The 22,996-nt window shown below is 69.2% G+C and carries 21 protein-coding genes; 17 read left to right on the top strand and 4 right to left on the bottom strand.

The genetic code is table 11. From position 1 onward, the window contains the following. The first annotated feature begins 335 nt into the window (after nucleotides 1–335). The 7 genes from ACIQTP_RS14535 (at nucleotide 336) to ACIQTP_RS14505 (ending at nucleotide 10,489) form a co-directional block, all read left to right on the top strand. Entirely contained in the window at nucleotides 336–3,356 is a 3,021-nt protein-coding gene (locus ACIQTP_RS14535) for a discoidin domain-containing protein (RefSeq protein WP_403399849.1), read from the top strand. Nucleotides 3,357–3,435: 79 nt separating this feature from the next. Then, on the top strand, nucleotides 3,436–4,533 hold the full coding sequence (locus ACIQTP_RS14530; RefSeq protein WP_403399766.1) for an enolase C-terminal domain-like protein: 1,098 nt from the start codon (nucleotides 3,436–3,438) through the stop codon (nucleotides 4,531–4,533). A 32-nt stretch (nucleotides 4,534–4,565) separates the two neighbouring features. Continuing rightward, nucleotides 4,566–5,951, top strand: coding sequence for an ABC transporter substrate-binding protein (locus tag ACIQTP_RS14525; protein ID WP_403399763.1), 1,386 nt, complete (start codon nucleotides 4,566–4,568; stop codon nucleotides 5,949–5,951). After that, complete coding sequence (locus ACIQTP_RS14520; protein WP_403399761.1) at nucleotides 5,948–6,880, top strand: carbohydrate ABC transporter permease; 933 nt, start codon at nucleotides 5,948–5,950, stop codon at nucleotides 6,878–6,880. Before ACIQTP_RS14525 ends, ACIQTP_RS14520 begins: the two co-directional genes overlap by 4 nt. Continuing rightward, nucleotides 6,877–7,791 carry a carbohydrate ABC transporter permease gene (locus tag ACIQTP_RS14515; protein ID WP_403399759.1) on the top strand — a complete coding sequence of 305 codons (915 nt, stop codon included), beginning with the start codon at nucleotides 6,877–6,879 and terminating at the stop codon, nucleotides 7,789–7,791. Before ACIQTP_RS14520 ends, ACIQTP_RS14515 begins: the two co-directional genes overlap by 4 nt. A gap of 38 nt (nucleotides 7,792–7,829) precedes the next feature. Then, complete coding sequence (locus ACIQTP_RS14510; RefSeq protein ID WP_403399757.1) at nucleotides 7,830–9,524, top strand: class I mannose-6-phosphate isomerase; 1,695 nt, start codon at nucleotides 7,830–7,832, stop codon at nucleotides 9,522–9,524. Then, a complete protein-coding gene (locus tag ACIQTP_RS14505) occupies nucleotides 9,521–10,489 on the top strand; it encodes an ROK family protein (protein WP_403399755.1) in 969 nt (322 codons plus the stop codon). Before ACIQTP_RS14510 ends, ACIQTP_RS14505 begins: the two co-directional genes overlap by 4 nt. Here the strand turns inward: ACIQTP_RS14505 and ACIQTP_RS14500 are convergent. Then, the gene (locus ACIQTP_RS14500; protein WP_403399753.1) at nucleotides 10,387–10,929 is read right to left on the bottom strand and encodes a hypothetical protein; all 543 of its coding nucleotides are present in this window, start codon (nucleotides 10,927–10,929) and stop codon (nucleotides 10,387–10,389) included. The genes ACIQTP_RS14505 and ACIQTP_RS14500 overlap by 103 nt on opposite strands. 401 nt (nucleotides 10,930–11,330) lie before the next feature. Between ACIQTP_RS14500 and ACIQTP_RS14495 the strand changes: the two genes are divergently transcribed. Continuing rightward, complete coding sequence (locus ACIQTP_RS14495) at nucleotides 11,331–11,681, top strand: hypothetical protein (RefSeq protein ID WP_403399751.1); 351 nt, start codon at nucleotides 11,331–11,333, stop codon at nucleotides 11,679–11,681. A gap of 100 nt (nucleotides 11,682–11,781) precedes the next feature. Here ACIQTP_RS14495 and ACIQTP_RS14490 read toward each other — a convergent pair whose 3' ends face one another. Together ACIQTP_RS14490 and ACIQTP_RS14485 are read right to left on the bottom strand one after the other, a co-directional pair. Further along, nucleotides 11,782–11,904 carry a hypothetical protein gene (locus ACIQTP_RS14490; protein ID WP_403399749.1) on the bottom strand — a complete coding sequence of 41 codons (123 nt, stop codon included), beginning with the start codon at nucleotides 11,902–11,904 and terminating at the stop codon, nucleotides 11,782–11,784. 29 nt (nucleotides 11,905–11,933) lie between these two features. Next, nucleotides 11,934–13,343: an FAD-dependent oxidoreductase gene (locus ACIQTP_RS14485; RefSeq protein ID WP_403399747.1), complete on the bottom strand. Its 1,410-nt coding sequence runs from the start codon at nucleotides 13,341–13,343 to the stop codon at nucleotides 11,934–11,936. A gap of 233 nt (nucleotides 13,344–13,576) precedes the next feature. Here ACIQTP_RS14485 and ACIQTP_RS14480 point away from each other — a divergent pair, with 233 nt between their 5' ends. Next, entirely contained in the window at nucleotides 13,577–13,942 is a 366-nt protein-coding gene (locus ACIQTP_RS14480; RefSeq protein WP_403399745.1) for an ArsR/SmtB family transcription factor, read from the top strand. A 373-nt stretch (nucleotides 13,943–14,315) separates the two neighbouring features. Here the strand turns inward: ACIQTP_RS14480 and ACIQTP_RS14475 are convergent, their stop codons facing one another. Beyond that, a complete protein-coding gene (locus ACIQTP_RS14475) occupies nucleotides 14,316–15,278 on the bottom strand; it encodes an amidohydrolase family protein (RefSeq protein ID WP_403399743.1) in 963 nt (320 codons plus the stop codon). Nucleotides 15,279–15,437: 159 nt separating this feature from the next. Here ACIQTP_RS14475 and ACIQTP_RS14470 point away from each other — a divergent pair, with 159 nt between their 5' ends. From ACIQTP_RS14470 to ACIQTP_RS14435, 8 genes are all read left to right on the top strand, one after another. Then, nucleotides 15,438–16,217, top strand: coding sequence for an MBL fold metallo-hydrolase (locus ACIQTP_RS14470; RefSeq protein ID WP_403399741.1), 780 nt, complete (start codon nucleotides 15,438–15,440; stop codon nucleotides 16,215–16,217). A gap of 28 nt (nucleotides 16,218–16,245) precedes the next feature. Beyond that, entirely contained in the window at nucleotides 16,246–17,352 is a 1,107-nt protein-coding gene (locus tag ACIQTP_RS14465; RefSeq protein WP_403399740.1) for an NAD(P)-dependent alcohol dehydrogenase, read from the top strand. Nucleotides 17,353–17,406: 54 nt separating this feature from the next. Then, nucleotides 17,407–17,958 (top strand): VOC family protein, encoded by a 552-nt coding sequence (locus ACIQTP_RS14460; protein WP_403399738.1) that lies wholly within the window; start codon nucleotides 17,407–17,409, stop codon nucleotides 17,956–17,958. Continuing rightward, on the top strand, nucleotides 17,955–19,637 hold the full coding sequence (locus tag ACIQTP_RS14455; RefSeq protein WP_403399735.1) for an FAD-dependent monooxygenase: 1,683 nt from the start codon (nucleotides 17,955–17,957) through the stop codon (nucleotides 19,635–19,637). Before ACIQTP_RS14460 ends, ACIQTP_RS14455 begins: the two co-directional genes overlap by 4 nt. Before the next feature lie 15 nt (nucleotides 19,638–19,652). Beyond that, the gene (locus tag ACIQTP_RS14450; RefSeq protein WP_403399734.1) at nucleotides 19,653–20,513 is read left to right on the top strand and encodes a fumarylacetoacetate hydrolase family protein; all 861 of its coding nucleotides are present in this window, start codon (nucleotides 19,653–19,655) and stop codon (nucleotides 20,511–20,513) included. Continuing rightward, the gene (locus ACIQTP_RS14445) at nucleotides 20,510–20,959 is read left to right on the top strand and encodes a hypothetical protein (protein ID WP_403399732.1); all 450 of its coding nucleotides are present in this window, start codon (nucleotides 20,510–20,512) and stop codon (nucleotides 20,957–20,959) included. Before ACIQTP_RS14450 ends, ACIQTP_RS14445 begins: the two co-directional genes overlap by 4 nt. Before the next feature lie 14 nt (nucleotides 20,960–20,973). Continuing rightward, nucleotides 20,974–22,236: an oxygenase MpaB family protein gene (locus ACIQTP_RS14440; protein ID WP_403399729.1), complete on the top strand. Its 1,263-nt coding sequence runs from the start codon at nucleotides 20,974–20,976 to the stop codon at nucleotides 22,234–22,236. 84 nt (nucleotides 22,237–22,320) lie between these two features. After that, nucleotides 22,321–22,980, top strand: a complete 660-nt coding sequence (locus ACIQTP_RS14435) for a TetR/AcrR family transcriptional regulator (protein WP_403399727.1) — start codon at nucleotides 22,321–22,323, stop codon at nucleotides 22,978–22,980. The last annotated feature ends 16 nt before the right edge of the window (nucleotides 22,981–22,996 follow it).

Raw genomic sequence — 22,996 nt, 5'->3', positions numbered from 1 at the left:
CCCTGAAGTCCCGGTGGACGACCGGGACTCCCAGGTATCAACCTCCCTCAGGCGATTGGATACGTGTGTCTCATCCGTCTGCGCGCAGGGGCGCCTTCGTGCCGCTGCGAAGAAGTTTCACGGCCGCCTTCTCGGTGGCCGCGGTGGCAGCCCTGCTGACTGCCCTGCCGGCCCAGGCTGCTCCCCGGTCGCCGGATCTCGATGTCTATGTCTCTCCGGCCGGCCGCGACGTGGGCTCGGGCAGCGCCGCACACCCTTTCCGGACGCTCGACCACGCGCGGGACCACGTGCGCGACGTCAAGCAGAAGGCCCCAGGCGACATCCATGTCCGGCTCATGTCCGGCACCTACCGACTCAGCCGTACGTTCGCCCTGACCGCCCGGGACTCCGGCCGCGACGGACACCGGATCGTCTACGAGGCCGCCCCCGGCGCACACCCGGTGATCAGCGGAGGCGAGCAGGTCACCGGCTGGGTTCCGGCCGACGGAGCGGGACGGGTCTACAAGGCCAAGGTCGGCGACATCGACACCCGCCAGCTCTATGTGGACGGCGAGTTGGAGACCCGGGCGCGCAGCGGCAAGAACCCCTCCGGCTTCAGCAAGACGTCCACCGGCTACGCCTTCACCGACCCCACCCTCAACACCTACAAGCGTCCCTCGGACCTGGAGGTCGTCAGCTCCTGGGGCTGGAAGCTGATGCGCTGCCCCGTGCAGTCGATCGCCGACAACAAGATGACCATGCAGCAGCCCTGCTGGCACAACGCCCATCTCCAGCAGGGCCAGGAGATCCAGAACCCGACCTGGCTGGAGAACGCCCGCGAACTGCTGGACACGCCCGGTGAGTGGTACCTGGACAAGGGCGAGGGCGAGATCTACTACATGCCCAAGGCCGACCAGAACCTGTCCACCGCGACCGTCACCGTGCCGCTGGTGCAGGACCTGGTGGACCTCAACGGCACCAGGACCGGCCCGGTCAGCAACGTGTCCTTCCGGGGCATCACCTTCTCCCACTCCACCTGGCTCGCACCCAGTTCGTCCGAGGGCCTCATCGAGGGCCAGGCCGGCTTCCGGATGGTCGGCGACGACCCCGACTTCGACGCGACCCGCCTGAAGTGGCAGAAGACGCCAGGTGCCGTCAATGTCAGTTACGGCCACGGCATCAGCTTCGAGGGCAACACCTTCACCCATCTCGGCGCGGTCGGGCTCAACCTGAACACCGGTACCCAGGGCTCCGACATCACGGGCAACGTCTTCCGCGAGATCGCCGCCACCGGCATCCAGATCGGCGGGGTCACGGCGATCGACGCCCACCCCGACGACCCCCGGGACATCACCAAGGACACCAGGGTCGACAACAACGTGGTCACCCAGGTCGCCGACCAGTACAACGGCTCCATCGGCATCCTGGCCGGCTACACCGACGACACCACGATCACCCACAACAAGGTGTACGACCTGCCCTACACCGGCATATCCGTCGGCTGGGGCTGGGGCCTCACCGACCAGGGCGGCAACAGCAACTACTCCCCGGGGAATCTGGGCGTACCGATCTGGGACACCCCCACGACCAGCCGCGACACCGAGGTCACGGACAACGAGATCTACGACATCATGAAGTCGCAGGCCGACGGCGGTGCCATCTACACACTCAGCACCGACCCCGGCGGCGTGGTGTCCGGCAACTACATCCACGGCATACCGGCGCCCGCCTACGGCGCGATCTACCACGACGAAGGCAGCCGGTACTGGACGAACACCGGCAACGCCCTGTGCGACGTCGCCTACCAGTGGCTGTTCCTCAACCACGGCATGGACATCCAGGCCACAGGCAACTTCACCACCCAGCCCGCCTACTCCGCCCAGGCCAACAGCACGGGCAGCACCATCGGCGGCAACACCACCGTGGGATCCTGCGACCAACTGCCGGCTTCCGTCGTCGACAACGCGGGCCTGCAGCCGAGTTACCGCCACCTCGACCCGGGACCCGACGTCCCCGACCACCAAGCGCCCAGCAAACCCGGCACTCCGGTCGCCGTCACCGACTTCCCGACGGTGGCAGACCTCACCTGGGCCGCGTCCACCGACGACACCGCGGTCACGGGCTACTCCGTCTACCGCGACGACAAGCTGATCAGCGCCACCGGCAAGACCTCGGTGCGCCTTCCGGGCCTGACCGCCGGGAAGACGTACACCTTCCGGATCACCGCCCGTGACGCCGCCGGAAACGAGTCCGGCCCCAGCCCGACCCTGCACGTCACCATGCCCCCGGGCACGGACCTCGCCCTCAAGAAGCCCATCACCGCCTCGTCGTACTCGGAGGACAACACCCCGCAAAAGGCGGTGGACGGAGACCTGTCCACGCGCTGGGCCCAGGGCCTGGGTCTGCCCGACCCGTCCTGGATCCAGGTCGATCTCGGTGCGTCGTACGACGTGACCGGCGCGATCACGACCTTCGAGAAGGCCAGCGGGTACAAGTACCGCGTCGAGGTGTCACCCGACGAGGTCCACTGGAGGACACTCGCGGACCGCACCGCCGCGAACACCACGGCGGCGACCGACTACGCCCACACGGACGATCCGGTCGCGGGCCGTTTCGTACGACTGACCGTCACCGGATCCAGCTGGAACGGCGGCAGCATCTACGACTTCCAGGTCTACGGCACTCCCAGGACCGTTACGGACCACACGGCCCCGACCACCCCCGGACACCCCACGGTCAAGCCGCTGCTGCCCGGCCTGGTGGACGTCAGCTGGCCCGCGGCCACCGATGACACCGACGTGACCAGCTACGTCGTCTACCAGGACGGCAAGCGGATCGGTGTCACCGACGCCACGACCCTGCGGGTCTGCGGCCTGACCGCCGAAACGCGGTACTCCTTCACCGTCGTGGCACGCGACGAGGCGCTGAACGCCTCCGACCCCAGCGAGGCGGCTGTCGTCACCACACCGGCCGACCACGACCTGGCCCTGGACAAGCCGGTCACCGCCTCGTCGTCGTACTCCGCGGACTACGCACCCGAGAAGGCGGTGGACGGGAGTCTCTCCACCCGCTGGGCGCAGGGCGCGGGCCAGGTCGACCCGTCCTGGATCCGGGTCGACCTGGGCAAGGACACCGGTGTCTCCAGCGTGGTGACCACCTTCGAGAAGGCCGGCGGTTACGAGTACCGCCTGGAGTACTCCACCGACGGCACGAGCTGGTCCCTGTTCGAGGACCACACCTCCGGCACCACCTCGTCGTCGGCCGTCTACTCCTTCGCCGACAAACCCGTCACCGCGCGCTATCTGCGCCTGACCGTCACCGATTCCAGCGGGAACGGCGGCAGCATCTACGGGCTCCAGGCGTACGGCGGCTTCTGAGCACCGCGCTTCCGAGCACCGCGCTTCCGAGAACTCCGCTTCCGAGCCGACACCTTTCCCACAGAAGACGAAAGCCAGGATGAAGATCACCCATGTCGAAGTACACCGGATCGATGTTCCGGCAGCCAGTCCGCCCTTCCGCTGGCGCGACGGGCTGAGCGGCAGCGCTCCGGTGGGCGACGGCGCGGTCCTGCACATCGGGACGGACGACGGAGCCGAGGGAGTGGCGGTGTTCGCTCGTCCGGGCGCCTACTCCACCCTGCGGGACCTGGTGGACCGGGTCTTCCGCGCGGAACTGGTCGGAGCCGACCCGTTCCAGCGGGAATGGCTGTGGCACCGGGTGTGGGAGCTGGACCGTATCCACGAACTCCCGCTCCCCACCCTGGGCCTCATCGACATCGCCCTGTGGGACCTGGCCGGCCGCTACCACGGCGAGCCGGTCTGGCGCCTGCTCGGCGGCTTCAGAGAAGCCATCCCCGCCTACGCCTCCACCTCGACGTTCTCCAGCATCGCGGAGTTCCTCGACGTGGCGGACCAGTGCCTGGCCCTGGGGTATCGCGGTATCAAACTGCACGCCTGGGGCGACGCCCGCCGTGACGCGGAACTGTGCCTGGCCCTGCGCGACCACGTCGGTCCGGACGTCCCTCTCATGTACGACGGATCGGCGGGCTTCGACCTGCCCGACGCGATCCGGCTGGGGCGGGCGCTCTCCGAGGCCGACTACCTCTGGTACGAGGAGCCGATCCGCGAATTCAGCATCTCGGCCTATCAGAGGCTCGCCGAGACCGTGGACGTACCGCTCCTGGTGGCGGAGACCTCCGACGGAGCGCACATGAACGCGGCGGACTTCATCCGGGCCGGTGCCGCCACCTTCGGCGTCCGGGCCGGCACCACCCTCCGGGGCGGAATCACCGGCGCCATGCGCACCGCGCATCTCGCCGACGCCTACCGTCTGCGGGCCGAGGTGCACGGTTCGGACATCCCCAACCACCACCTGTGCATGGCCATCTCCAACACCACCTACTACGAGTCCCTGGTGACCTCGGTGAACGTTGTCCGAGAGCGCCACGTGGACGACCAGGGCCTGGTGCACGCCCCCGCGGGGCCCGGCATAGCCCTTCCCCTCGATTTCGGCTACGGCAGCGAACTCCAGCCGTTCGTCGAGCAACCGCGCTGAGCGGCGCGAGAACAGAAAGGCAAGGCAAGACAATGGAGTCTTCCCGATCTCCGAGAACCGGCCGGCGTCACTCCCTGCTCCGCACGGCGGCAGTCACGCTCTCCCTGGCCACCGCGGCGGCCCTGGCAGGCTGCGCCAGCGCCGACACCACCACCCCTTCCTCCTCCAAGCAGTCGGCGTTCCAGCCGGTCGCACAGAAGGCGGGTTCGCGGATAACGGTGTGGGCCGACTCGACCCGGCTGCCGTCGGTGCAGGCGTACCAGAAGTCGCATCCCGACGTGAAGATGAAGATCGTCACGTACGACGGCGGCGCCGACGGGTCGACATATCTGCAGTCGAAGGTGCAGCTGTTCGACAGGACCGGCAGCGGGTGGCCCGACGTGGTGTTCGGCACGTCCACCGACGTGACCTGGGCGTCGGAGGCCACCAAGCCCGGCGCGCGGCCGTTCGCCGCGCCCCTGGACGAGAAGCTCGTACCGCAGAGCACCCTGGACGGGTTCGCCAAGGGTTCGCTGACGCCCTGCCAGTTCAACGGCCACACCTACTGCATGCGCAATGACATCGCGCAGGTCCTCCTCTGGTACAACAAGTCCCTTATGGACAAGTGGGGTTACAAGGTCCCCACGACGTGGCAGGAGTACGAGGCCCTCGGCAAGCAGGTCGCCAAGGAGCATCCGGGCTATCTGGTCGGCTCGGTCGGCGACACCAACTCCCACGAGTCGTACTTCTGGTCGGGCCAGTGCCCCGCGTTCAGCCTGGTGAAGCCCGACACCCTGCGCACCGACCTGCGGGACCCGAAGTGCACCCGGATGGCGACACTGCTGGACAACCTGATCAGCGCCAAGGCCATCGCCACACAGGGCTTCTTCAGCCAGGGATTCGCCAAGAACAGCGGCGGCAAGGTCCTGATGGCCTACGGCCCTTCCTGGTACGGCCAGTACCTCTTCAAGGCCGGCTTCAAGACTCCGGCCAAGCAGATCGCCGCGGCGCCCCCTCTGACATGGACGGGAGAGAGCACGACTGCCACGGGCAACGTCGGCGGCGGCGTGTGGATGGTGTCCTCGCACAGCGCCAACCTCAAGGCGTCCTCGGACCTGGTCACCTGGCTGACCACCTCCGACGAGAACCAGGCCACCGCGCCCACCTATCCGGCCTACACCCAGGCCGCGAAGGCCTGGCTGGCCAACCCGGCCAACAGCAACTACTTCGCCAATGATGTGAGCGAGCCGTTCGAGCAGGCCGCGAGCGAGGTGTGGACCGGCTGGTCGAACACCAGGTTCTCGGACTCCACCGCCTGGTCCAGCGTCGTCCTCCCGGCTCTGACCGCCGGAAAGAGCCTGACCGATACGCTGCCGGCCTGGCAGCAGGAGATCGCGGGCGAGGCCAAGACCCAGGGCTACAAGGTGGTCGATCAGTGACCTTGCTGGAGACCGAGCGCGTCGCCGTCTCCCCCTCGCGCCGCGGCACCACGCCGCGGCGCAAGGGCCGCGGTCGCGCGGGCTACTTCTTCGTCGCCGGCTACGCGCTGCTGCTGCTCGCGTTCGGCGTCTTCCCCACCGGGTACGCGTTCTACCTCGCGCTCACCAATGACCGGGGCCAGTTCACCGGGCTCAACCAGTTCGTGAAGGTCATCCAGGACTACCGCTTCGCCCCGGCCTTCACCCACATGCTGATCTATCTGGTCATGTGGCTGGTGACCCTCGTCGTCCTGGTCGTGCTGACCGCAGTGGTCCTGCGCAGCCGCGTGCGTCCGGGCACATCGGCTCTCTTCCGCTTCCTGTACTACATCCCCGGCGCCCTCGCCGGAGTGGCGAGCGTTCTGGTCTGGCTGTTCATGCTGGACCCCGACGTCAGCCCGGTGTCCTGGCTGCTCACCGCCATGGGGCTGAAGACCTTCGCCGCCGCCCTGGCGCCCGGCAACCTGCCGCTGATCCTCATGCTGATCGCCTTCTGGACGGGCGCCGGGGGCTGGATGGTCGTGATGTACGGGGCTTTGAACAATATCCCCGACGAGGTGCTGGAAGCAGCCCGCATGGACGGCGCGGGCCCGTGGCGCACCGCCTGGCACATCCAGATCCCGATGATCCGGCAGTGGATCGTCTATATGACGATCATGGCTTTCGCGACGGGCACCCAGTTGTTCGTCGAGCCCCAGCTTCTCCAGACCGCCAGCCTCGGCAGGGTGAGTCCCACCTGGTCGCCGAACCAGCTCGCCTACGTCTACGCCTTTCAGCAGGGCGACTTCAACGGCGCCGCCGCCATCTCCGTCGTCCTCCTTGCCGTGGGCCTCCTCGCCGCCGGGCTGCTGGTCGCTCGCTCGAACCTGTTCAAGTTGGATGAGAAATGACACAGACCGCTCTCTCCCTGACGGCCGTGAGGCGGCGTATCCGTCCTTCCAGGGCCCTCCCCTTCCTGGTCGTAGGACTCCTCCTGGCCTTGCTGCTGTTGTTCTTCGTACTGCCGGTGATCTGGCTGCTGCTGGCACCGTCGAAGACCGCCGGCGAAGTGGTGCGGGACAACCCCCTCTCCTTCGGCTCGTTCCATCAGATCGGCACGGCCTGGCGGCACCTGTTCGCCTTCCAGGACGGCGCCATGATGACGTGGCTGCGCAACTCGGCCGTCTACTCGGGCGGTTCGCTCATCCTGACGCTGGCCGTCAGCGTTCCGGCCGGCTACGCACTCGCGCTGACGAATTTCCGGGGACGCAAGACGCTCCTCGTGGTCACCCTGGTCACCATGATCATGCCGCAGGCCACCCTGGTGCTGCCGATCTTCCTCGAGCTCAACCGCTTCCACCTGATCGGCACCGTCTGGTCGGTGATACTCCCCTTCTCCTTCTATCCGTTCGGCGTGTACCTGGTCTACATCTACTTCGGGAGCAGTCTCCCCAGGGACCTGCTGTCCGCCGCGCGGATCGACGGCTGCACGGAATGGCAGCTCTTCTCACGCATCGCGCTCCCGCTCGCCAAGCCGGTGGTCGGACTGGTCGCGTTCTTCAGCTTCGTGGGCAACTGGAACAACTTCTTCCTGCCGTATCTCGTCCTGCCGAACAGCGAGCAGTTCCCCGTCCAGGTGGGCCTGAACCAACTGCTGACCTCTACGCCGTCCTTCAACCCCGTCGCCGGCGCCGGACTGAACGTCACCATCCCCGAACTCGCCCTCGCCATCCTCATCGCCATCCTGCCCGTGCTGGTGCTCTTCGTCTTCTCGCAGCGCACGCTGGTGTCCGGGATGCTCGCCGGAGCGAGCAAGGAATGAGCGCCTCCCTCACTCCTCGCTCCCGCAAAGGAGACCGTGTGTACCGGCTCGATCCGCGCTACGCCCCCGCCCCGCAGGCCGTCCTCCACACGGGATGGCAGGCAGTGGCCTCCCAACTCCCCGACGGTCCCGCGGTGGTGGCCGTCGAGGGGCCCCCGTCCGTCGACTGGTCCCTCCTCGCTGATCGCCTCGAACACGAGCTGACCAGGCGCGGTGTCTCCGTCACCCTGCTCGACATCCGGAGCCACTACGCACGGCCGGCGCAGGTCAGAAGCCGTACCGAACACCCGGCGGACGCCGACGACCCCTACTTCCGCAAGCTCGCCGACAACCCCTTCGACGACCTCTTCGAGAACCTCCCGGTATCCGCACCGCCGGACGAAGGACTGCTCCTCGTCTACGGACCCGGCGCCGCCCTCGTGGATCACGACCTGCTCTGGTACGCCGATGTGCCCAAGCGCTACGCGGAGGCCGCCGTCGGCGCGGGCGAGGTGGGCGCCAACCTCGGTCTGCCGGGTGAGAAGCCCGACTTCAGACGGCTGTTCTACATCGACTGGCCGATGATCGACCGGCACCGCGACTCGCTCGCACACCGCCTCGACGCCTGGCTCGACATGCAGCACCCCGACCACCCGGCATGGATCGACGGAGCAGGCCTGCGCGCCACGTACGCCGCCCTGGCCCGCCAGCCCGTCCGCACCCGCCCGTACTTCAACTCCACGCCCTGGGGCGGCCATTGGGCACAGCGCGAACTCGGCTTCAACCCCGACGCCCGCAACACCGCGCTCGGCTACGAACTGATCGCGCCCGAGGCCGGCATCCTCATCGGCACCGGACCGCAGGCCCAGGCCGAGGTGCCGTTCCCACTCATGTGCGTGCTGGAACCGGACAACGTGCTCGGGGTACAGGTGCACGCCCGCTTCGGCACGTCCTTCCCGATCCGCTTCGACTACCTGGACACCGTCGGCGGCGGCAGCCTCTCCGTGCACTGCCACCCGAAGGAGTCATATATGCGCGAGCGTTTCGGCTGGGCCTACACCCAGCACGAGACGTACTACCTCACCCGCGGCAGCACCGACACCAAGGTGTTCCTCGGCCTGCGCGAGGACGCCGACGTGGACGTCTTCCGCAAGGAGGTGGAGAGGGCCGTCACCGACGGGGTCCCCATGGATCCCGAGGACCACGTCCTGGCCTTCCCCGCCGAGCAGGGCCAGCTGTTCATGATCCCGGCGGGCACCCCGCACGCCAGCGGCGCGGGCAACCTCGTGCTGGAGATCAGCGCCACCCCCTATCTGTACAGCCTGAGGTTCTACGACTGGCTGCGGCCCGGTGCCGACGGCAACCCGCGCCCCCTGCCCTACGAGCACGGGTTCGCCAACCTGGAGACCGGACGACGCGGTGCGGCCGTCACCCGTGACCTGGTTCAAGAGCCGCGCACCCTGCGCGAGGGCACCGGTTGGCGGGAGGAGGTCATCGGCGACCTGGCCGAGATGTTCTACGAGGTCAGGAGGTTCGTGCTCGACGCCGGGGCCGAGGCCGACGACGACACGCAGGGACGGTTCCACATCCTGAACGTGGCGGAAGGGGAAGGCGTCACGGTGCACACCGCGGCCGGAGACCGGCACGAACTGGCCTACGCGGAGACGCTGACCGTGCCGGCCGCGGTCGGCCGCTACACCCTCCGAGCGGCCGGTGCCGCCCCGGTGCGTGTCGTGAAGGCGTTGGTCCGTTGATCCCTGTCCTGGAGATCGGCGGCACCCATGTCACCGCGGCGCTCGTCGACCTGCGCGACGGGCGTGTCACCAGCCGTACGCGCAAGCCGCTCGACGCGGACGGCGACGCCGAAGACATACTCGGCCGCGTACGCGACTGCGCCGACGGGCTGTCGGTGCCTCCGGGTGCGCGGTGGGGCGTGGCGGTGCCCGGGCCGTTCGACTACGCAAGGGGGATTGCCCTCTTCGAGGGCGTGGGCAAGTTCGACGCCCTGTACGGGATGGACGTGCGAGCGGCACTCCTCGACGGACTGCGCCAGCGTCCCAGCGACGTCGTGTTCCTCAACGACGCCCACGCCTTCCTGACCGGCGAGTGGTCCGCGGGCACCGTCCGCGGGCACCGCCGCGCCGTGGGCATCACGCTCGGCACCGGTGTCGGCTCGGCGTTTCTCGCCGACGGCCGCATCCGCGACAACGGTCCCGGCGTACCACCCGAGGGGCGGCTGGACCTCACCGAGATCGATGGCCGGCCGCTGGAGGACACCGTCTCACGCCGGGCGATCCTCGCCCGCTACGGCGACCCCACCGCCGATGTACACGACATCGCCGGACGAGCCAGAGCGGGGGAAGTGCGTGCCCAGTGGGTGCTGGACGACGTCTTCACCGGACTGGGCGTCGTGCTGGGCCCGCGCATGGTGGACTTCGGCGCGACCGCCCTGGTCGTCGGAGGCTCCATGGCCCGCTCCTGGGACCTCGTCGCCCCCGCTCTGTCCACCGGTCTCGTGACCGGGGGCTGGACGCCGAACGACCCACAGACCGAAACGGATTCACTGCCGCCCGGAGCCCCGGAGCGCCCCGCGGGAAACCCGCCCCCTGGTCCGGATCACGCCTCGGCGGCCGACGCACGGCGTACTCGTGCGATGCGGCCTGCCGGCCCCGCCGGGAACGCCGCACTGGTGGGCGCGGCCCGCGCGGCGGTGGCGTGAGACCGACGAACATGACCACCGGTGTCGGACGGCATCGAACCGGCCATCACCAGGGCTGACGCGGGGCCGTGGTCGAGCTGCGTACCACCAGCCGGGAGCCGACGCGGATGCTGCCGGCCGACGCCCTCCGGGCCGGGGTCGCCGTTGTCGGGACGACTGTCGATGCGGCGCAGGATCCGCTCCTCGGCGAGCTCGCCGAGGTCGCGGGGCGCCGGGATGCCGGCCGCGCTCACCTGCCGGACCGTCGCGGTGTTGTCGCCGGTGCCCGCGATGATCAGGCCGTCGACGCGATGGTCCAACAGCGTGTCCAGGTAACGGCGTTCGCGCACCGGGTCGGAGTCGGTGACGCACAGCAGCACCTGGTAGCCGCACTCGTCCAGCCGCCGCTGGAGCACCTCCGTGATGGTGTGGAAGGAGGCGTTGACCAGGTTGGTGATCACCAGCCCTATGAGGTTGCTGCGCCGTGTGCGCAGTCCGCTGGCGATCCGGTTTCCAGACGGAGGCGATCCGGAGGGAGGCCGGCCCGGCCGCCGCCGGCGGGCCTGACCAGTGCTGGACTGCGGCGAGGATCGCCTCCTGGAAGGACGAGCAGTGGCCATAAAGAGACGGCGACGGACCTGGGCGCCTGGCTCTGCTTCGAAGACGAAGCCGGCCAGGGCCTGAGGCCACCCAACGAGTTCAACCCGGTCGAGGGAACGGCCTCGGCTTCCCGCCGCCGTAACCTCAGGCATTGAAGATTGCTGGACAGCGATACTTCGCGACCTGTGGCCGCCCTGTCGGGAGTCGGCAGGTTTCGGTCCTTACGACGACCAACAATTGGTTCTGACCCCGGAAGGAGAGCATGAGCAGTACCGAGCCTGTGGGACTACTGCAAGTGGAGATCGTGTACGAGCGGCCCTCGGCGAACAGGGTGGTCTGTCACGCCCGCTGCATCAGTGTGGGGCGGAGCGTCTCCCCCGGCGATTCGGTGCTTCCGGTGGACAGCCCACCGGATGACGGGGCTCCCCCGGCCCGGGTGCTCCGGATGTACCGACCGCCGTACGGGGAGTTCACCGCACTGACCCCCGGCTGGAGCGCCGCCGTCGAACTCGAGGGAACGGACCTGTCCTGGGTGCAGCCCGCGGCGAACCTTCGGGTGGTCCCGCCGAGGACCGGCACGGATCAGGAACAGGAAGAGGAACAGGCGGGCTGAGCGTCGTCCTCGGCGGCAGCCGACCAGAACCTGTACCGCGGTGATCGGCCCGACGCCAAGCAGCTCCAGCGGCTGGGAGCGAGCCGGCGGACGAGGCCGGTCAGCAGCAGCCGCTCGCGCCGACCGGTTCGTCCACGTCGGCGTCGTCCGGTGCCGGCCCGGCGCAGCAGGTGCCGCCCTGCCGCTTGGTCAGGGTGTCGGCGTCGGCCTTGACGACGTACACCTCCCATGGTTCCTGGCCGGGGTTCAGGCTCAGCGGCAACCACCGGACGACGAGTCCTGGTTGGCAGCGGCCGTGGTGGGGGCACCGATACCGATCTGTACGAGTTGCGGTGCCGGGGCGCAGCAGCCTCCGCCGTCGCTCTGGCCGGCTGCCGGGTCGTCGAAGAGGCCGGCGCCTCCGCACACTCCTGTTTCGGGGAGGGTGAGTTCGACGCGGTCTGCCGATTCGAGGTCGCCCGCGATGGCGGCGGTGACGGAGCGCACCTGCTCGTAGCCGGTCATGGCCAGGAAGGTGGGGGCGCGGCCGTAGGACTTCATGCCGACCAGGTAAATGCCCTGTTCGGGGTGGGACAGCTCCTTGTGGCCGTGCGGGTGGACGGTGCCGCAGGAGTGCTGGTTGGGGTCGATGAGCGGCGCCAGGTCGAGGGGTGCCTGGAGGCGCTCGTCGAGGCCGAGGCGGATCTCGGAGAGGAAGGCGAGGTCGGGGCGGAAGCCGGTCAGGACGATGACCTCGTCGACCGGGTCGAGGCGTCGGCCGTCCTCGCCGACCAGGATGAGCCGTCCGTCGTCCGCCCGCTCGATGGCCTCGGTGCGGAATCCGGTGACCGCGTCGGCGTAGCCGTGATCGACCGCGGCTTTCGCTGCCAGCCCCAGCGCGCCGCGGGCGGGCAGCTGGTCGGCTTCGCCGCCGCCGAACGTGGAACCGCTGATGCCACGCCGCAGCACCCACACCGCGTGCGTGCCCGGCTCGTCCTTGGCGACGTCCGCGAGGGTGGCGAGCGCGGTGAAGGCGGAGGCGCCGGAGCCGATGACGGCGGTGCGCCTGCCCGCGTAACGAGTGCGGCAGGCCGGGTCCTTGAGGTCGGGGACGCGGTAGGTGACGCGGTCGGCAGCGGCCTTTTCCCCGAGGGCGGCCAGCCCGTCGGCCCCGGCCGGACCGGGCGTGGTCCAGGTGCCGGAGGCGTCAATGACGGCGCGCGCGAAGATGCGCTCCTCATCGCCGTCGGCGGTGGTGAGGTGCAGGACGAAGGGCTGGTTCACGCGGTCGGCGTCGACGATACGGTCGCGTCCGGTGCGCGAGACCCCGGTCACCGTGGTGTGGTAGCGCACACGGTCGCCCAGGGCGTCGGCCAGCGGCTGCAGATACTGCTCGGCCCAGTCGCCACCGGTGGGGTACGTGGCCGCGTCGGGCTTGGTCCAGCCGGTCGGCGCGAGGAGCTTCTCGGCGGCCGGATCGGTGACCTCGCCCCAGGTGGAGAACAGCCGGACGTGGCCCCACTCACGCGCCGCGGCCGCTGCGGCCGGCCCGGCTTCCAGGACCAGAGGCTCGATGCCGCGTTCGACTAGGTGGGCGGCGGCGGCCAGGCCGATGGGGCCGGCTCCGATGACCGCGACGGGCAGCTGGTCGGTGGTAGGCCCCTCGTTGGGAGGCACAGTCATGGTGATTCCCCTTTGCTTCGACGTTTGTCGATGTCTCGCACTGTCAGCATCACACCTGATTCGACAAGCGTCAACATAGACATCCATCGAAACTGGAGTCGACTGGATCCTCCCCGCGCGGCGTGATGCGCAGCGCGAGCCGCCCGCCGTCGGCCGGCCGCCCATCCGGCCGGAGCCGGGCTGGTGCCGGTACGACCTCGTCCCTCTAGTTCGACATGTGTCAACATAGACATATGTCGAATACGAAGGTTCTGCCGCTGCTCGAACCTGGGACTGCTGAAGCAGTGGCGCCATGCTGCCCGCCGCTGACGGAGCGTCCACTGAGCGCCGAGGAGGCGGAGCGGACCGCGGCGATGTTCAAGGCGCTCGGCGACCCGGTGCGGCTGCGGCTGTTCTCGCTGGTCGCCTCGCACGAGGGCGGCGAGGCGTGCGTGTGCGACATCTCCGACGTCGGCGTCTCCCAGCCGACTGTCTCCCACCACCTGAGGAAACTGAAGGAGGCCGGGCTGCTGGCCTCCGAGCGGCGCGGCACCTGGGTGTACTACCGAGTGGAGCCGTCGGTGGTGGCTGCCATGGCACAGATGCTGAAGATCGCCTGATGGCCGTCACGGGGACGGGCCACCATAGGACCATGGGCATCGCCAGCCCCTTGGCTGGGATCAGCGGACGAGCTCCGCGACCGCGCGGGCCGCGCCCCTCGCGGGCCGGCCGACGCCGATCAGTGTGACGGAGGCCGGCCCGGTCCAGTCGCCGTAGCCGACCAGGTACAGGACGTGGTTCGGCCACGGGCCTTGAGCAGGCCGCGGTCGCGTGCCGCGCGTACGGGCGGGACGGCGAGGATGTCGCCGAGCGAGATGACGCCACCGCCGCGTCGCAACCTGTTCGCCGTTCGCCGTCGGCAAGAACTACGTGACCACGTGCGGGAGTTCGGCCGCTGCGGCAACGACCACCCGGACCGTGTCGACGAGGGGCTCAGGCGAGCCTCGGGAACAGCCTGAGCGCGTTGTCGCGCTCCACACCCCGGAGCTCGTCCTTGGTGAAGCCGTCGAAGCCGGTGAGGTTGTCGATGTTGCGCACGACCGTGGGTTCCGGAGCCGCGGGCCAGTCGGTGCCGAACAGGATGTGGTCGACCGAGGTCACTTCGAGCGTCGGCAGCAGGGAGTTGCGGCTTCCGGCCAGCGCCGTCTCGTAGTAGAGCCCGCGCAGCACCTCCGCCACGTGCCCCGGATCGATGTCCGCGTCCGCAGGCCCCCGTCCCATGACGGTGTGCTCGCCGATCCGCCGGCCGAGCGTGGGCAGCGCCCCTCCGCAGTGCGCCAGGATCAGCCGTAGCCCGGGATGCCGCTGGAAGACGCCGGTGTACAGAGCGTTGGTGATGGTGCGCGCCGTGTCGAAGGGGAACTCGACGATCGAGCTCGGCCGGCCGAAGCCGAGGACGTCGATGTGCGGGCAGTCCTCGGGGTGGACGAAGACCGGCACTTCGCGCCGCGCCAGCTCGGCGAGTACGGGTTCGAGGGACGGATCACCGAAGTAGCGCCCCAGCACGTTCGAGGTCAGCACCACTCCGTCGAGCCTCAGCTCGTCCAGTGCGTAGGTGACTTCCGTCAGCGCCTCGTCGGGACCGTCCGCCGGGAGCGTCGCGAAGGCTCCGAAGCGGCCGGGATGCTTCGCGATCAGTTCGGCATGCCCTTCATTGATCAGGCGGGCCAGGCGCGTCCCGAAGTCCGGGTCGTCGTCCGCCCCCGCGAACGAGATCGGCATGGACACGAGCTGGGCGGCGATCTCCTGCCTGTCCATGTAGGCGAGCGCGGCCTCGGGCGTCCATCGCACCGAGATGCGGTATCCGCCGGTCGGCCGGAAGCCCCGGCCCGCGATCGCCAACATCGCCTCGTCCGAGACGCCATGAGTGTGCACATCAATCCGTTGACCAGGCACGACGGTGCTCCTCTGCTCTGTGGTGTGCCGCCGAGCCTAGGCAGCAAAATGTCACCCGTCAATTTATAGTCGCCCTAGATGCCCGAGCGAGACCAGCACGGCCCCATCCGTGGCAGGCAATAAATTGACGCTCGACACTTTAATGATTACGGTCGAGGCATGCAGATAGGTGATGTGACAGTCGAACCCCTCACCGACGGCGTCATACCGATGCCGCCGAACCTGCTCTACCCGGACGTTCCGATGTCCGTCTGGCAGGCGCTGCCCGGCGTCCTCGACCCGCACGGGATGCTTCAGATCCCCTTCGGCGGATTCCTGGCCACGGACCGGAGAGGACATCGCGTCCTCTTCGACCTGGGCGGCGGGCTCGCCCCGCAGCTGCTGCCCGACGGCGAACTGCCCCCGCTCCGCGAACTCCTGCCGGAGCGGCTGGAAAAGCTGGACTGCCCGCTCGACTCCGTGACCGATGTGGTCCTCAGCCATCTGCACATCGACCATGTGGGCTGGGCGTCCACGGCGGGCGTGCCCACGTTTCCCCAGGCCAGGCATCACATCCATGCCGAGGACTGGAAGCACTTCGTGGACGGGGAGGCCGACGAAGCCGTGCGCGGCAAGGTCGCTCCGCTGCGGGACGCGGCCGTGCTGTGGGAAGGCGACTCCGTCTCGCCGTACGACTGGCTGCGTCTCGTGCACGCGCCGGGCCACACCCCGGGGGCCTCAGTCGCCCTCATCGATTCGGGGGGCCAGAGCCTCGCCATGGTCGGTGACCTCTTCCACCACCCGGCGGCACTGGACCACCCGCACTGGCGCTGCGGCTTCGACTGGGACGACACGGCCGCGGCGACCACGCGGGCGCTCTGGCTGGAGACGCTGCGCGCCATGGACACGCCACTCGTGGGCCCGCACTTCCCCGGACTCCAGCCGATCACGCTCCGATGAACCTGCCACACCCCCCGAAGGGCTTGCCATGAACAGTGTGAAAGCGGCGGTGTGCCGGCCGGACAGCGACGATCCCTTCGCGCTGGAGGAGCTGAGCATCGGCGATCCCCGCCCGGACGAGGTGCTGGTTCGCTTCACCGCGGCCGGACTGTGCCATACGGACCTGGAGGTGGCGGCCGGACGTATGCCCACGCCTCTCCCGGTCGTCGCCGGACACGAGGGGGCCGGCGTGGTGGAGGCCGTCGGCTCGGCCGTCACCGGGCTCGGGCCCGGTGACCGGGTGGTGGCCAGCTTCAGCTACTGCGGCACCTGCCGGAACTGCCTCAGCGGACGGCCCGCGTACTGCCCCCTCCACTTCCCGCTGAACTTCGGTGCCCAGCGGGCCGACGGCTCCGTCGGACTGCGCGACGCCTCGGGCGAGTCCGTGCACGATCACTTCTTCGGACAGTCGTCCTTCGCCGGATACGGGCTGTGCCGCCCCAGCAGCCTGATCAAGGTCGGCGAGACGGACGTACCCGATCACGTGCTCGCGCCCCTCGGCTGCGGTGTCATCACCGGCGCCGGCGCGGTCTGGAACCTGCTGAAGGTCTCGCCCGGCAGCACGGTGGCCGTCTTCGGCGCGGGAGCCGTCGGGCTGAGCGCGGTCATGGCGGCCGCGGCGGCGGGTGCCGCACGGATCATCGTGACCGACCCGCACTCCGCGCGGCTCGACCTCGCCGCCCACCTGGGCGCGACCGACGTGGTCGACGCCACCGACGCTCTCGCCGTCGAGCGGATACGGGAGCTGACCGGCGGACCGGGCGTGGACTTCAGCGTGGAGTCCAGCGGCGTGCCCGAGGTGATGTCGCAGGCCGTTGCCGCGCTCGCCCCGTTGGGGAGTGCCGCGATCCTCGGAGTCGCTCCGGACGCGGACCTGCGCACCAGCGCGCTCGCGCTCCTCGAAGGACGCACCGTGGCGGGTTCGATCGTCGGCCACCAGGCCCCGGCCGTACTCGTTCCCCGCATCCTCGACCTCCACGGCAAAGGCCGCTTCCCGCTGGAGGCCATGATCCGCACCTACGCACTGGACGACATCAACAAGGCCGTCGACGAGGTGCGTTCGGGGGCTGCCGTCAAGGCCGTCCTCGTCCACTGAACCGCCGACCCCCTACGAGCCGCCAACTCCCTTATCAGGCAAGGACGAAAGACAATGTCAGGGATTCGTCTGTCCGAGGTCGTACTGCGGACGACCGACTACGACCGCCTCTGTGACTTCTACTCGCTGCTGCTCGATCAGCCGCGCGGCGTGGAGATGACACCGCCCCCGTCCGACGACCCGGACGAGCCGTCGCGCATCTGCTTCTTCGACTTCTACTTCGACCATCCCTACACCGAGCGCATCGCCGTCTTCGAGTGCACGGACCTCGGGCCGGGCAGGTCCTCGCGCGGACTGCACCACTTCCAGCTGCGGACACCGACCGCCGACGCCCTGCTGGATCTCTACAGCACCCTCAAGGCGGCCGGCTTCCTTCCGGTCGAGGCGTCCAACCACGGCCCGGGGACCAGCTTCTACTACCTCGACCCGGACGGGAACCGCGTCGAGCTGTCGTCGCTCAACTTCTCCTCGCAGCAGGAGATGCGGGACTTCATGGCGACCGAGGAGTTCCAGAGCAACCCGGGCGGCTTCCCGCTCGACCCGGAGCGTCTGCTCAAGGGCCGCGAGGCCGGCCGGGACCTGCGCGCATTGGTCTGGGAACGATGAGACTCACCTCGGAGCCGGGCCCCACCGGCAACCTCCCGGACGACACGACGTACGACGTGGTGATCGTCGGCGGCGGTCCGGTGGGCCTTGCGGCCGCCATCGAACTGGGCTCCCGCCGGCTGTCCGTGCTCCTCGTCGAGCGCGACGACGGCGTGGTCCGCTACCCGACAGCGGAGTCCATCGACACCGCGTCCATGGAACTCCTGCGCCGTTGGGGCATCGCCGACTCCGCCGTACTGCGCAGCGGCTTCCCCGCCGACGCGCGGCGGGACATCTCCTTCGTCTCCCGCATGACCACGTACGAACTGGCCCGCTTCCCCCGCCCCTGCAACGCGGACCGGCGCGACACCACACACGGACTGAGCCCCGAAGGCGGCGTGTGGTGGCCGAAGTTCTGGTTCGACCTCGCCCTGCGGGAACGCGCCGCCGCCGAGACCACGGTGGACCTGCGCCACCGGTGGACGTGCGACGCGTTCGACGACGGCACGCACGGTGTCACCGTACGGCTCTCCTCGCAGGCGTACGGCCGCAGGACCGTGCGGGCCCGCTATCTGGTGGCGTGCGACGGCGCGGCCTCTCCGGTCCGCAAGGCCCTGGGCATCGAGTCACTGCGGGACTCGGCCGATGTCCGGGCCCGCTGGCAGGGGGCCTTCGTCAGTCTTCCCGGGCTGCGGGCACGCATTCCGCACGCCCCGGCCGTGCAGTACTACCTGCTCAACCCCCGTCGCATGATTCTCGGTTCACTCGACGGCGGTGACCTGTGGCGGGTCACCTATCCACTCGCGGACGGCGAGTCGCCCGCCGCCGCCGAGGTGCGTGCCACCGTCGCCGACGCGCTCGACCGGCCGGCCTCGGAGGTCGAGGTGCTCGACGCCCGGGAGTGGAGCGGCGACGCGGTGGTGGCCGAGTCCTTCCGGTCGGGCCATGTGCTGCTGGCGGGCGATTCCGCGCACCGCATGTGGCCCTCGGGCGGGCACGGGATGAACACCGGTCTCGGCGACGTGGCCAACCTCGGCTGGAAGCTGGAGGGCGTACTGCGCGGCTGGGCTCCGGATGACCTGCTCGACACGTACACGGCGGAGCGCCGCCCGCATGCCGAGCGCATGGTCCGCCGTGCATGGCACAACTACCGTGCGGACAACGCGATCCTGCCCGACCCGGCACTGGACGACCCGGCTCAAAAGGAGGCGCGCGACCTGGTCGGCGAGCGAATCGTGGCCACCCGTCAGACCGAGTGGCGCTCGCTCGGCGTCCAACTCGGCGGGCGCTGCCCGCAGTCGCCGCTCATCGTCTCCGACGGGACCCCGGAGCCCCCCGCCGACCCGGAGGAGTACGTGCCCACCGCACGCCCCGGGCATCGCGCACCGCATGTCCCACTGGCCGACGGGAGCTCCGTACTCGACCTCTTCCGCGGGCGCTTCGCCCTGCTGAACCTCGCCCCCGCCGTGGACAGCGGGGCCCTGGCCCGGGCATTCCGCACCCGCGCAATCCCCCTCGACGAGGAGTGGGTCGGCGCGGACGGCGCCCGCCAGGTGTACGGGTGCGCCATCGCGCTCGTACGCCCCGACGGCATCGTCGCCTGGCGCGGTGAGGCCTGCCCCGCGGACCCCGACGCGCTGGTGGACCAGGTCGTCGGCCGGTCGGCCAGGCACCCGGACGCTCGGGAACTCACGAGCTGAGGAACGGAGAACATCATGCTGCTCGCGCAGACCGGCGACGGCATCGCGCGGGTCGGTCCCCACGGACTGCACCTTCTGGACGCCCCCGGCCGATCGCTGGAGGACTTCGTCGTCGAGGGCCGGCTGGCCGAGGTGGCGGGCCTGCGGCTCGGCAAGGAGATCAGCCCGGAGCAAGCCACCTTCGCGCCCCCGGTGAGGCGTCCGGGCAAGATCGTCGTCATCGGCCTCAACTACCGGGACCACGCGGCCGAGACGGGCAGCCCGCCGCCCGCCCTTCCCCGCTTCCACCTGATCCCCGGATCCGCCGTCACCGCCCCGGGCGCCGTCGTCCACCTGCCGGAGTCCGCGCCGGAGCGGGTCGACCACGAGGGCGAGTTGGCCATCGTGATCGGGCGCACCGGCCGTGACATCCCCGAGGCGGACGCCTGGGACTTCGTCGCGGGCGGGACGGTCGCGAACGATCTCTCCGCGCGTGACGTCCAGTTGGGCGAGAATCCGGCACTCGCGATGGCCAGCCCGGCCCTCGCCAAGGGGTTCGACGGTTTCAAGCCGCTCGGGCCCGCCCTGCTCACCGCCGACGAACTGCGCCTGCACGACACGCTGGACCTCACCACCGAGGTCAACGGTGTCGTACGCCAGCGCTCCTCGACGGCCGAGCTCATCTTCTCGGTGCCTCAACTCCTGGCGTACGTAAGCTCGTTCCTCACCCTGGAAGCCGGTGACGTGCTCCTCACCGGGACCCCCGCAGGGACCGGCATCGCGGACGGACGATACCTGGCGGCGGGCGACGTGGTGTCGGTCACGCTTGCCAGGATCGGCACGCTGACCAGCACGATCGCGCCTCCGCATGCCGGAATGCGGAGGGAGGAGGCATGACGGGCGAAGGCTGCCTTCTCTGCGCACGGGCCGTCGCGCTCGCGGACGCGGATCCCGGCTGGCTGATGCGGACGGGGCACTGGGGAGTGTCCACGCATCCGGCGCTGCCGGCGCCGGGCTGGGTCGCGGTCCAGACGCTGCGGCACACCGAGGGACTCGCGGATCTGGACGGCGCCGAGGCCGCCGAACTCGGCCCGCTCCTTGCCCGGTTGAGCGCCGCGGTGACGCGAGTGACCGGCTCGCACCGGGTCTACACCTACTCGCTCGGCGAGGGCAGTCCCCACACCCATGTGCTGCTGGGGCCGCCCCGACGAGACCTGCGCGGCGCGGCGTTCATCACCGGACTGCTGCGCCGCGACACATCCCTGGCCGATGAAACTGCCGCCCTCCGCGTCGCCCGCGGCCTGGCGGGCGACCTGGCCGCCGGAAACACCCCAACCACCTGAAAGCGGTGAGATCAATGACGCAGTCGACGACGCAGCCGACCGAAGTGGCGATCCCCACGATCTTCACGTACTTCGAGACGGCCGCGAGCCCCAAGGGCCAGGCGTTCAAGGCGCAACTGGAACGCTACGCCAAGTGCCGGCTCGACGTCCCCGAAGACCTGGCGAAGGCCTTCGGGCGGGCCATGAACACCGGAGACCGGCTCGGTGACGCCTACATCGACGCCTGCTTCGCCTCTCCCAAGGGCAAGTCCCGCGCGCGCAAGGACGTCGAGCTGGCGCTGCACGGCGGCATCAAGAGCGTCAGCGATCCGTCCCCGGAACTGGTGGCACTGTTCGACCAGATCAACACCGAGCCCAAGTGGGTGGACTGGGACAAGGTCGAGCACGGTGCGGAGGTCTTCCGGCGGTACAAGGAGCTGTACCCGTTCTTCGGAATGTCCACGTTCAACGCGTACGGCCTGGAGACCGTAGCCAAGCCGCTCGCGCTGACCGGCGCCTACACCGGCGGGTCGGCGTTCGGCCGGTTCGTGGAGACCTCCCGGCTCTGGACCGACACCACCGAGCCCGGGGCCATGCGACCCGGTGCCGTGGGACGCCGCTCGGCGGTGTTCGTGCGTGTCCTGCACTCGATGATCCGGCACACCCTGCTGCCGCACCCCGAGTGGGACCGGGCCCGGCTGGGCATGCCCATCAGCCAGTTCGCACAGACCGGGACCCTGCTGCTCAGCTCGTTCGCGCCCGGAATGCAGCTGAAGCTGCTCGGCTACCGCCCCACCGACGCCGACGTCGAGGCGATGATGCATCACTGGCGCTATGTCGGATACCTCATGGGCGTCGACGCACCGTGGTACCCGGAGACGGTGGCCGAGGGCTTCAAGGCCAACCTGCTGCTCGGGCTTTCGGAGCAGCCGAAGATCGACGACGACTCCCGCGAACTGTGCCGGTCGTTCATGGACACCTACCTTCCCCCGGAGGGCGCGAAGGGGCTGCGCCAGGTCTACGGCAGGCTGCGCTATAAAGCACAGCTCGGTCATGCGCGCTTCTACCTGGGCGGGGAAAGCTATCGGAATACGGGCCTGCCCGACACCGGCCTGTGGCGCTTCGCTCCTCTCGCCCGGGTGCCCGGAAACCTCACGCGCGAGACCCTGCGCCGGAACGTCCCCGGCGTGGCCGGCTGGATCGACCAAGTCAACCGTCGCGATCGTCACGCATTCCTCAATACGAACCTCGAGGGCGGCGAAGCGAAGTTCAAGCCTGTCGACAGGCTCACACGGTAAAGGAACAGCCGCCTTGTCCGCCTGCTTCTCCCCTCCTCTCCTCCGCCCCCCACGGAGGAGAGGAGGGGCCGCTAAGCTGGCCTCATGCCTGATATTCCGCCCCGCGTCACCCGCCCACGAGGACGTCCGCCCAAAGACGCGCGACTCGCCCCGACCGACCAGGTCATGGCCGCCGCGATCGAAGCTTTCTCGGTGCATGGATACAACGGAGTGTCGCTGCGGACAGTAAATGACGAGCTGGGCGTCAGCCGCAATCTGCTCTACCAACGCTTCGGATCGAAGGCGAAACTGTGGCAGGCGGCCGTCGACTGGGCCTTTCGCCCTCTCGTGGATTATCTGGTGGCCTCGGACGATGAATCGGCCGACCCCATGGTGCGATTGAGAATGCTGATCCGGAATTTCATCGAGTACTCGGCAACGCGCCCCTATCTGGCCCGCCTTGTCACGCTGGAAGGCGCGGCCGCCACGGATCGGCTCGATTATCTCTACCACAACTACATCGAGCCGATAAGAGCACGCTACATTCCCGTATTTGAACTTCTGCACGAACAGGGCAGAATCAAAAGAATCCCCTACGAGACCTTCTACTTCCTGCTCACTTCGGGCGGATCCGCGCTCTACGGCCAGATCGCGCTCGCCTCGAAGATGAATCCGGAGACGACGTCGACAGAGGAGACGCGCGTGCGGCTCTACGCGGAGAACGTGGCCGAAGTGCTCCTGAACGGACTGTCACTGTCCAGCTGAACGCACGGTCCGAAAC

This window comes from Streptomyces sp. NPDC090798, from assembly GCF_044768965.1.
In the GTDB taxonomy this organism is placed as follows: domain Bacteria; phylum Actinomycetota; class Actinomycetes; order Streptomycetales; family Streptomycetaceae; genus Streptomyces.
The sequence above is the reverse complement of the archived record's forward strand: the minus strand, read 5'-3'. Positions and strand labels throughout refer to the sequence as shown.

Excerpts from the sequence above, each read along its gene's own strand:
- ACIQTP_RS14535 (WP_403399849.1), top strand. The coding sequence starts at position 336 with ATGTCCGGCACCTACCGACTCAGCCGTACGTTCGCCCTGACCGCCCGG.
- ACIQTP_RS14530 (WP_403399766.1), top strand. The coding sequence starts at position 3,436 with ATGAAGATCACCCATGTCGAAGTACACCGGATCGATGTTCCGGCAGCC.
- ACIQTP_RS14525 (WP_403399763.1), top strand. The coding sequence starts at position 4,566 with ATGGAGTCTTCCCGATCTCCGAGAACCGGCCGGCGTCACTCCCTGCTC.
- ACIQTP_RS14515 (WP_403399759.1), top strand. The coding sequence starts at position 6,877 with ATGACACAGACCGCTCTCTCCCTGACGGCCGTGAGGCGGCGTATCCGT.
- ACIQTP_RS14495 (WP_403399751.1), top strand. The coding sequence starts at position 11,331 with ATGAGCAGTACCGAGCCTGTGGGACTACTGCAAGTGGAGATCGTGTAC.
- ACIQTP_RS14485 (WP_403399747.1), bottom strand. The coding sequence starts at position 13,343 with ATGACTGTGCCTCCCAACGAGGGGCCTACCACCGACCAGCTGCCCGTC.
- ACIQTP_RS14480 (WP_403399745.1), top strand. The coding sequence starts at position 13,577 with ATGTCGAATACGAAGGTTCTGCCGCTGCTCGAACCTGGGACTGCTGAA.
- ACIQTP_RS14470 (WP_403399741.1), top strand. The coding sequence starts at position 15,438 with ATGCAGATAGGTGATGTGACAGTCGAACCCCTCACCGACGGCGTCATA.
- ACIQTP_RS14465 (WP_403399740.1), top strand. The coding sequence starts at position 16,246 with ATGAACAGTGTGAAAGCGGCGGTGTGCCGGCCGGACAGCGACGATCCC.
- ACIQTP_RS14460 (WP_403399738.1), top strand. The coding sequence starts at position 17,407 with ATGTCAGGGATTCGTCTGTCCGAGGTCGTACTGCGGACGACCGACTAC.
- ACIQTP_RS14455 (WP_403399735.1), top strand. The coding sequence starts at position 17,955 with ATGAGACTCACCTCGGAGCCGGGCCCCACCGGCAACCTCCCGGACGAC.
- ACIQTP_RS14450 (WP_403399734.1), top strand. The coding sequence starts at position 19,653 with ATGCTGCTCGCGCAGACCGGCGACGGCATCGCGCGGGTCGGTCCCCAC.
- ACIQTP_RS14445 (WP_403399732.1), top strand. The coding sequence starts at position 20,510 with ATGACGGGCGAAGGCTGCCTTCTCTGCGCACGGGCCGTCGCGCTCGCG.
- ACIQTP_RS14440 (WP_403399729.1), top strand. The coding sequence starts at position 20,974 with ATGACGCAGTCGACGACGCAGCCGACCGAAGTGGCGATCCCCACGATC.
- ACIQTP_RS14435 (WP_403399727.1), top strand. The coding sequence starts at position 22,321 with ATGCCTGATATTCCGCCCCGCGTCACCCGCCCACGAGGACGTCCGCCC.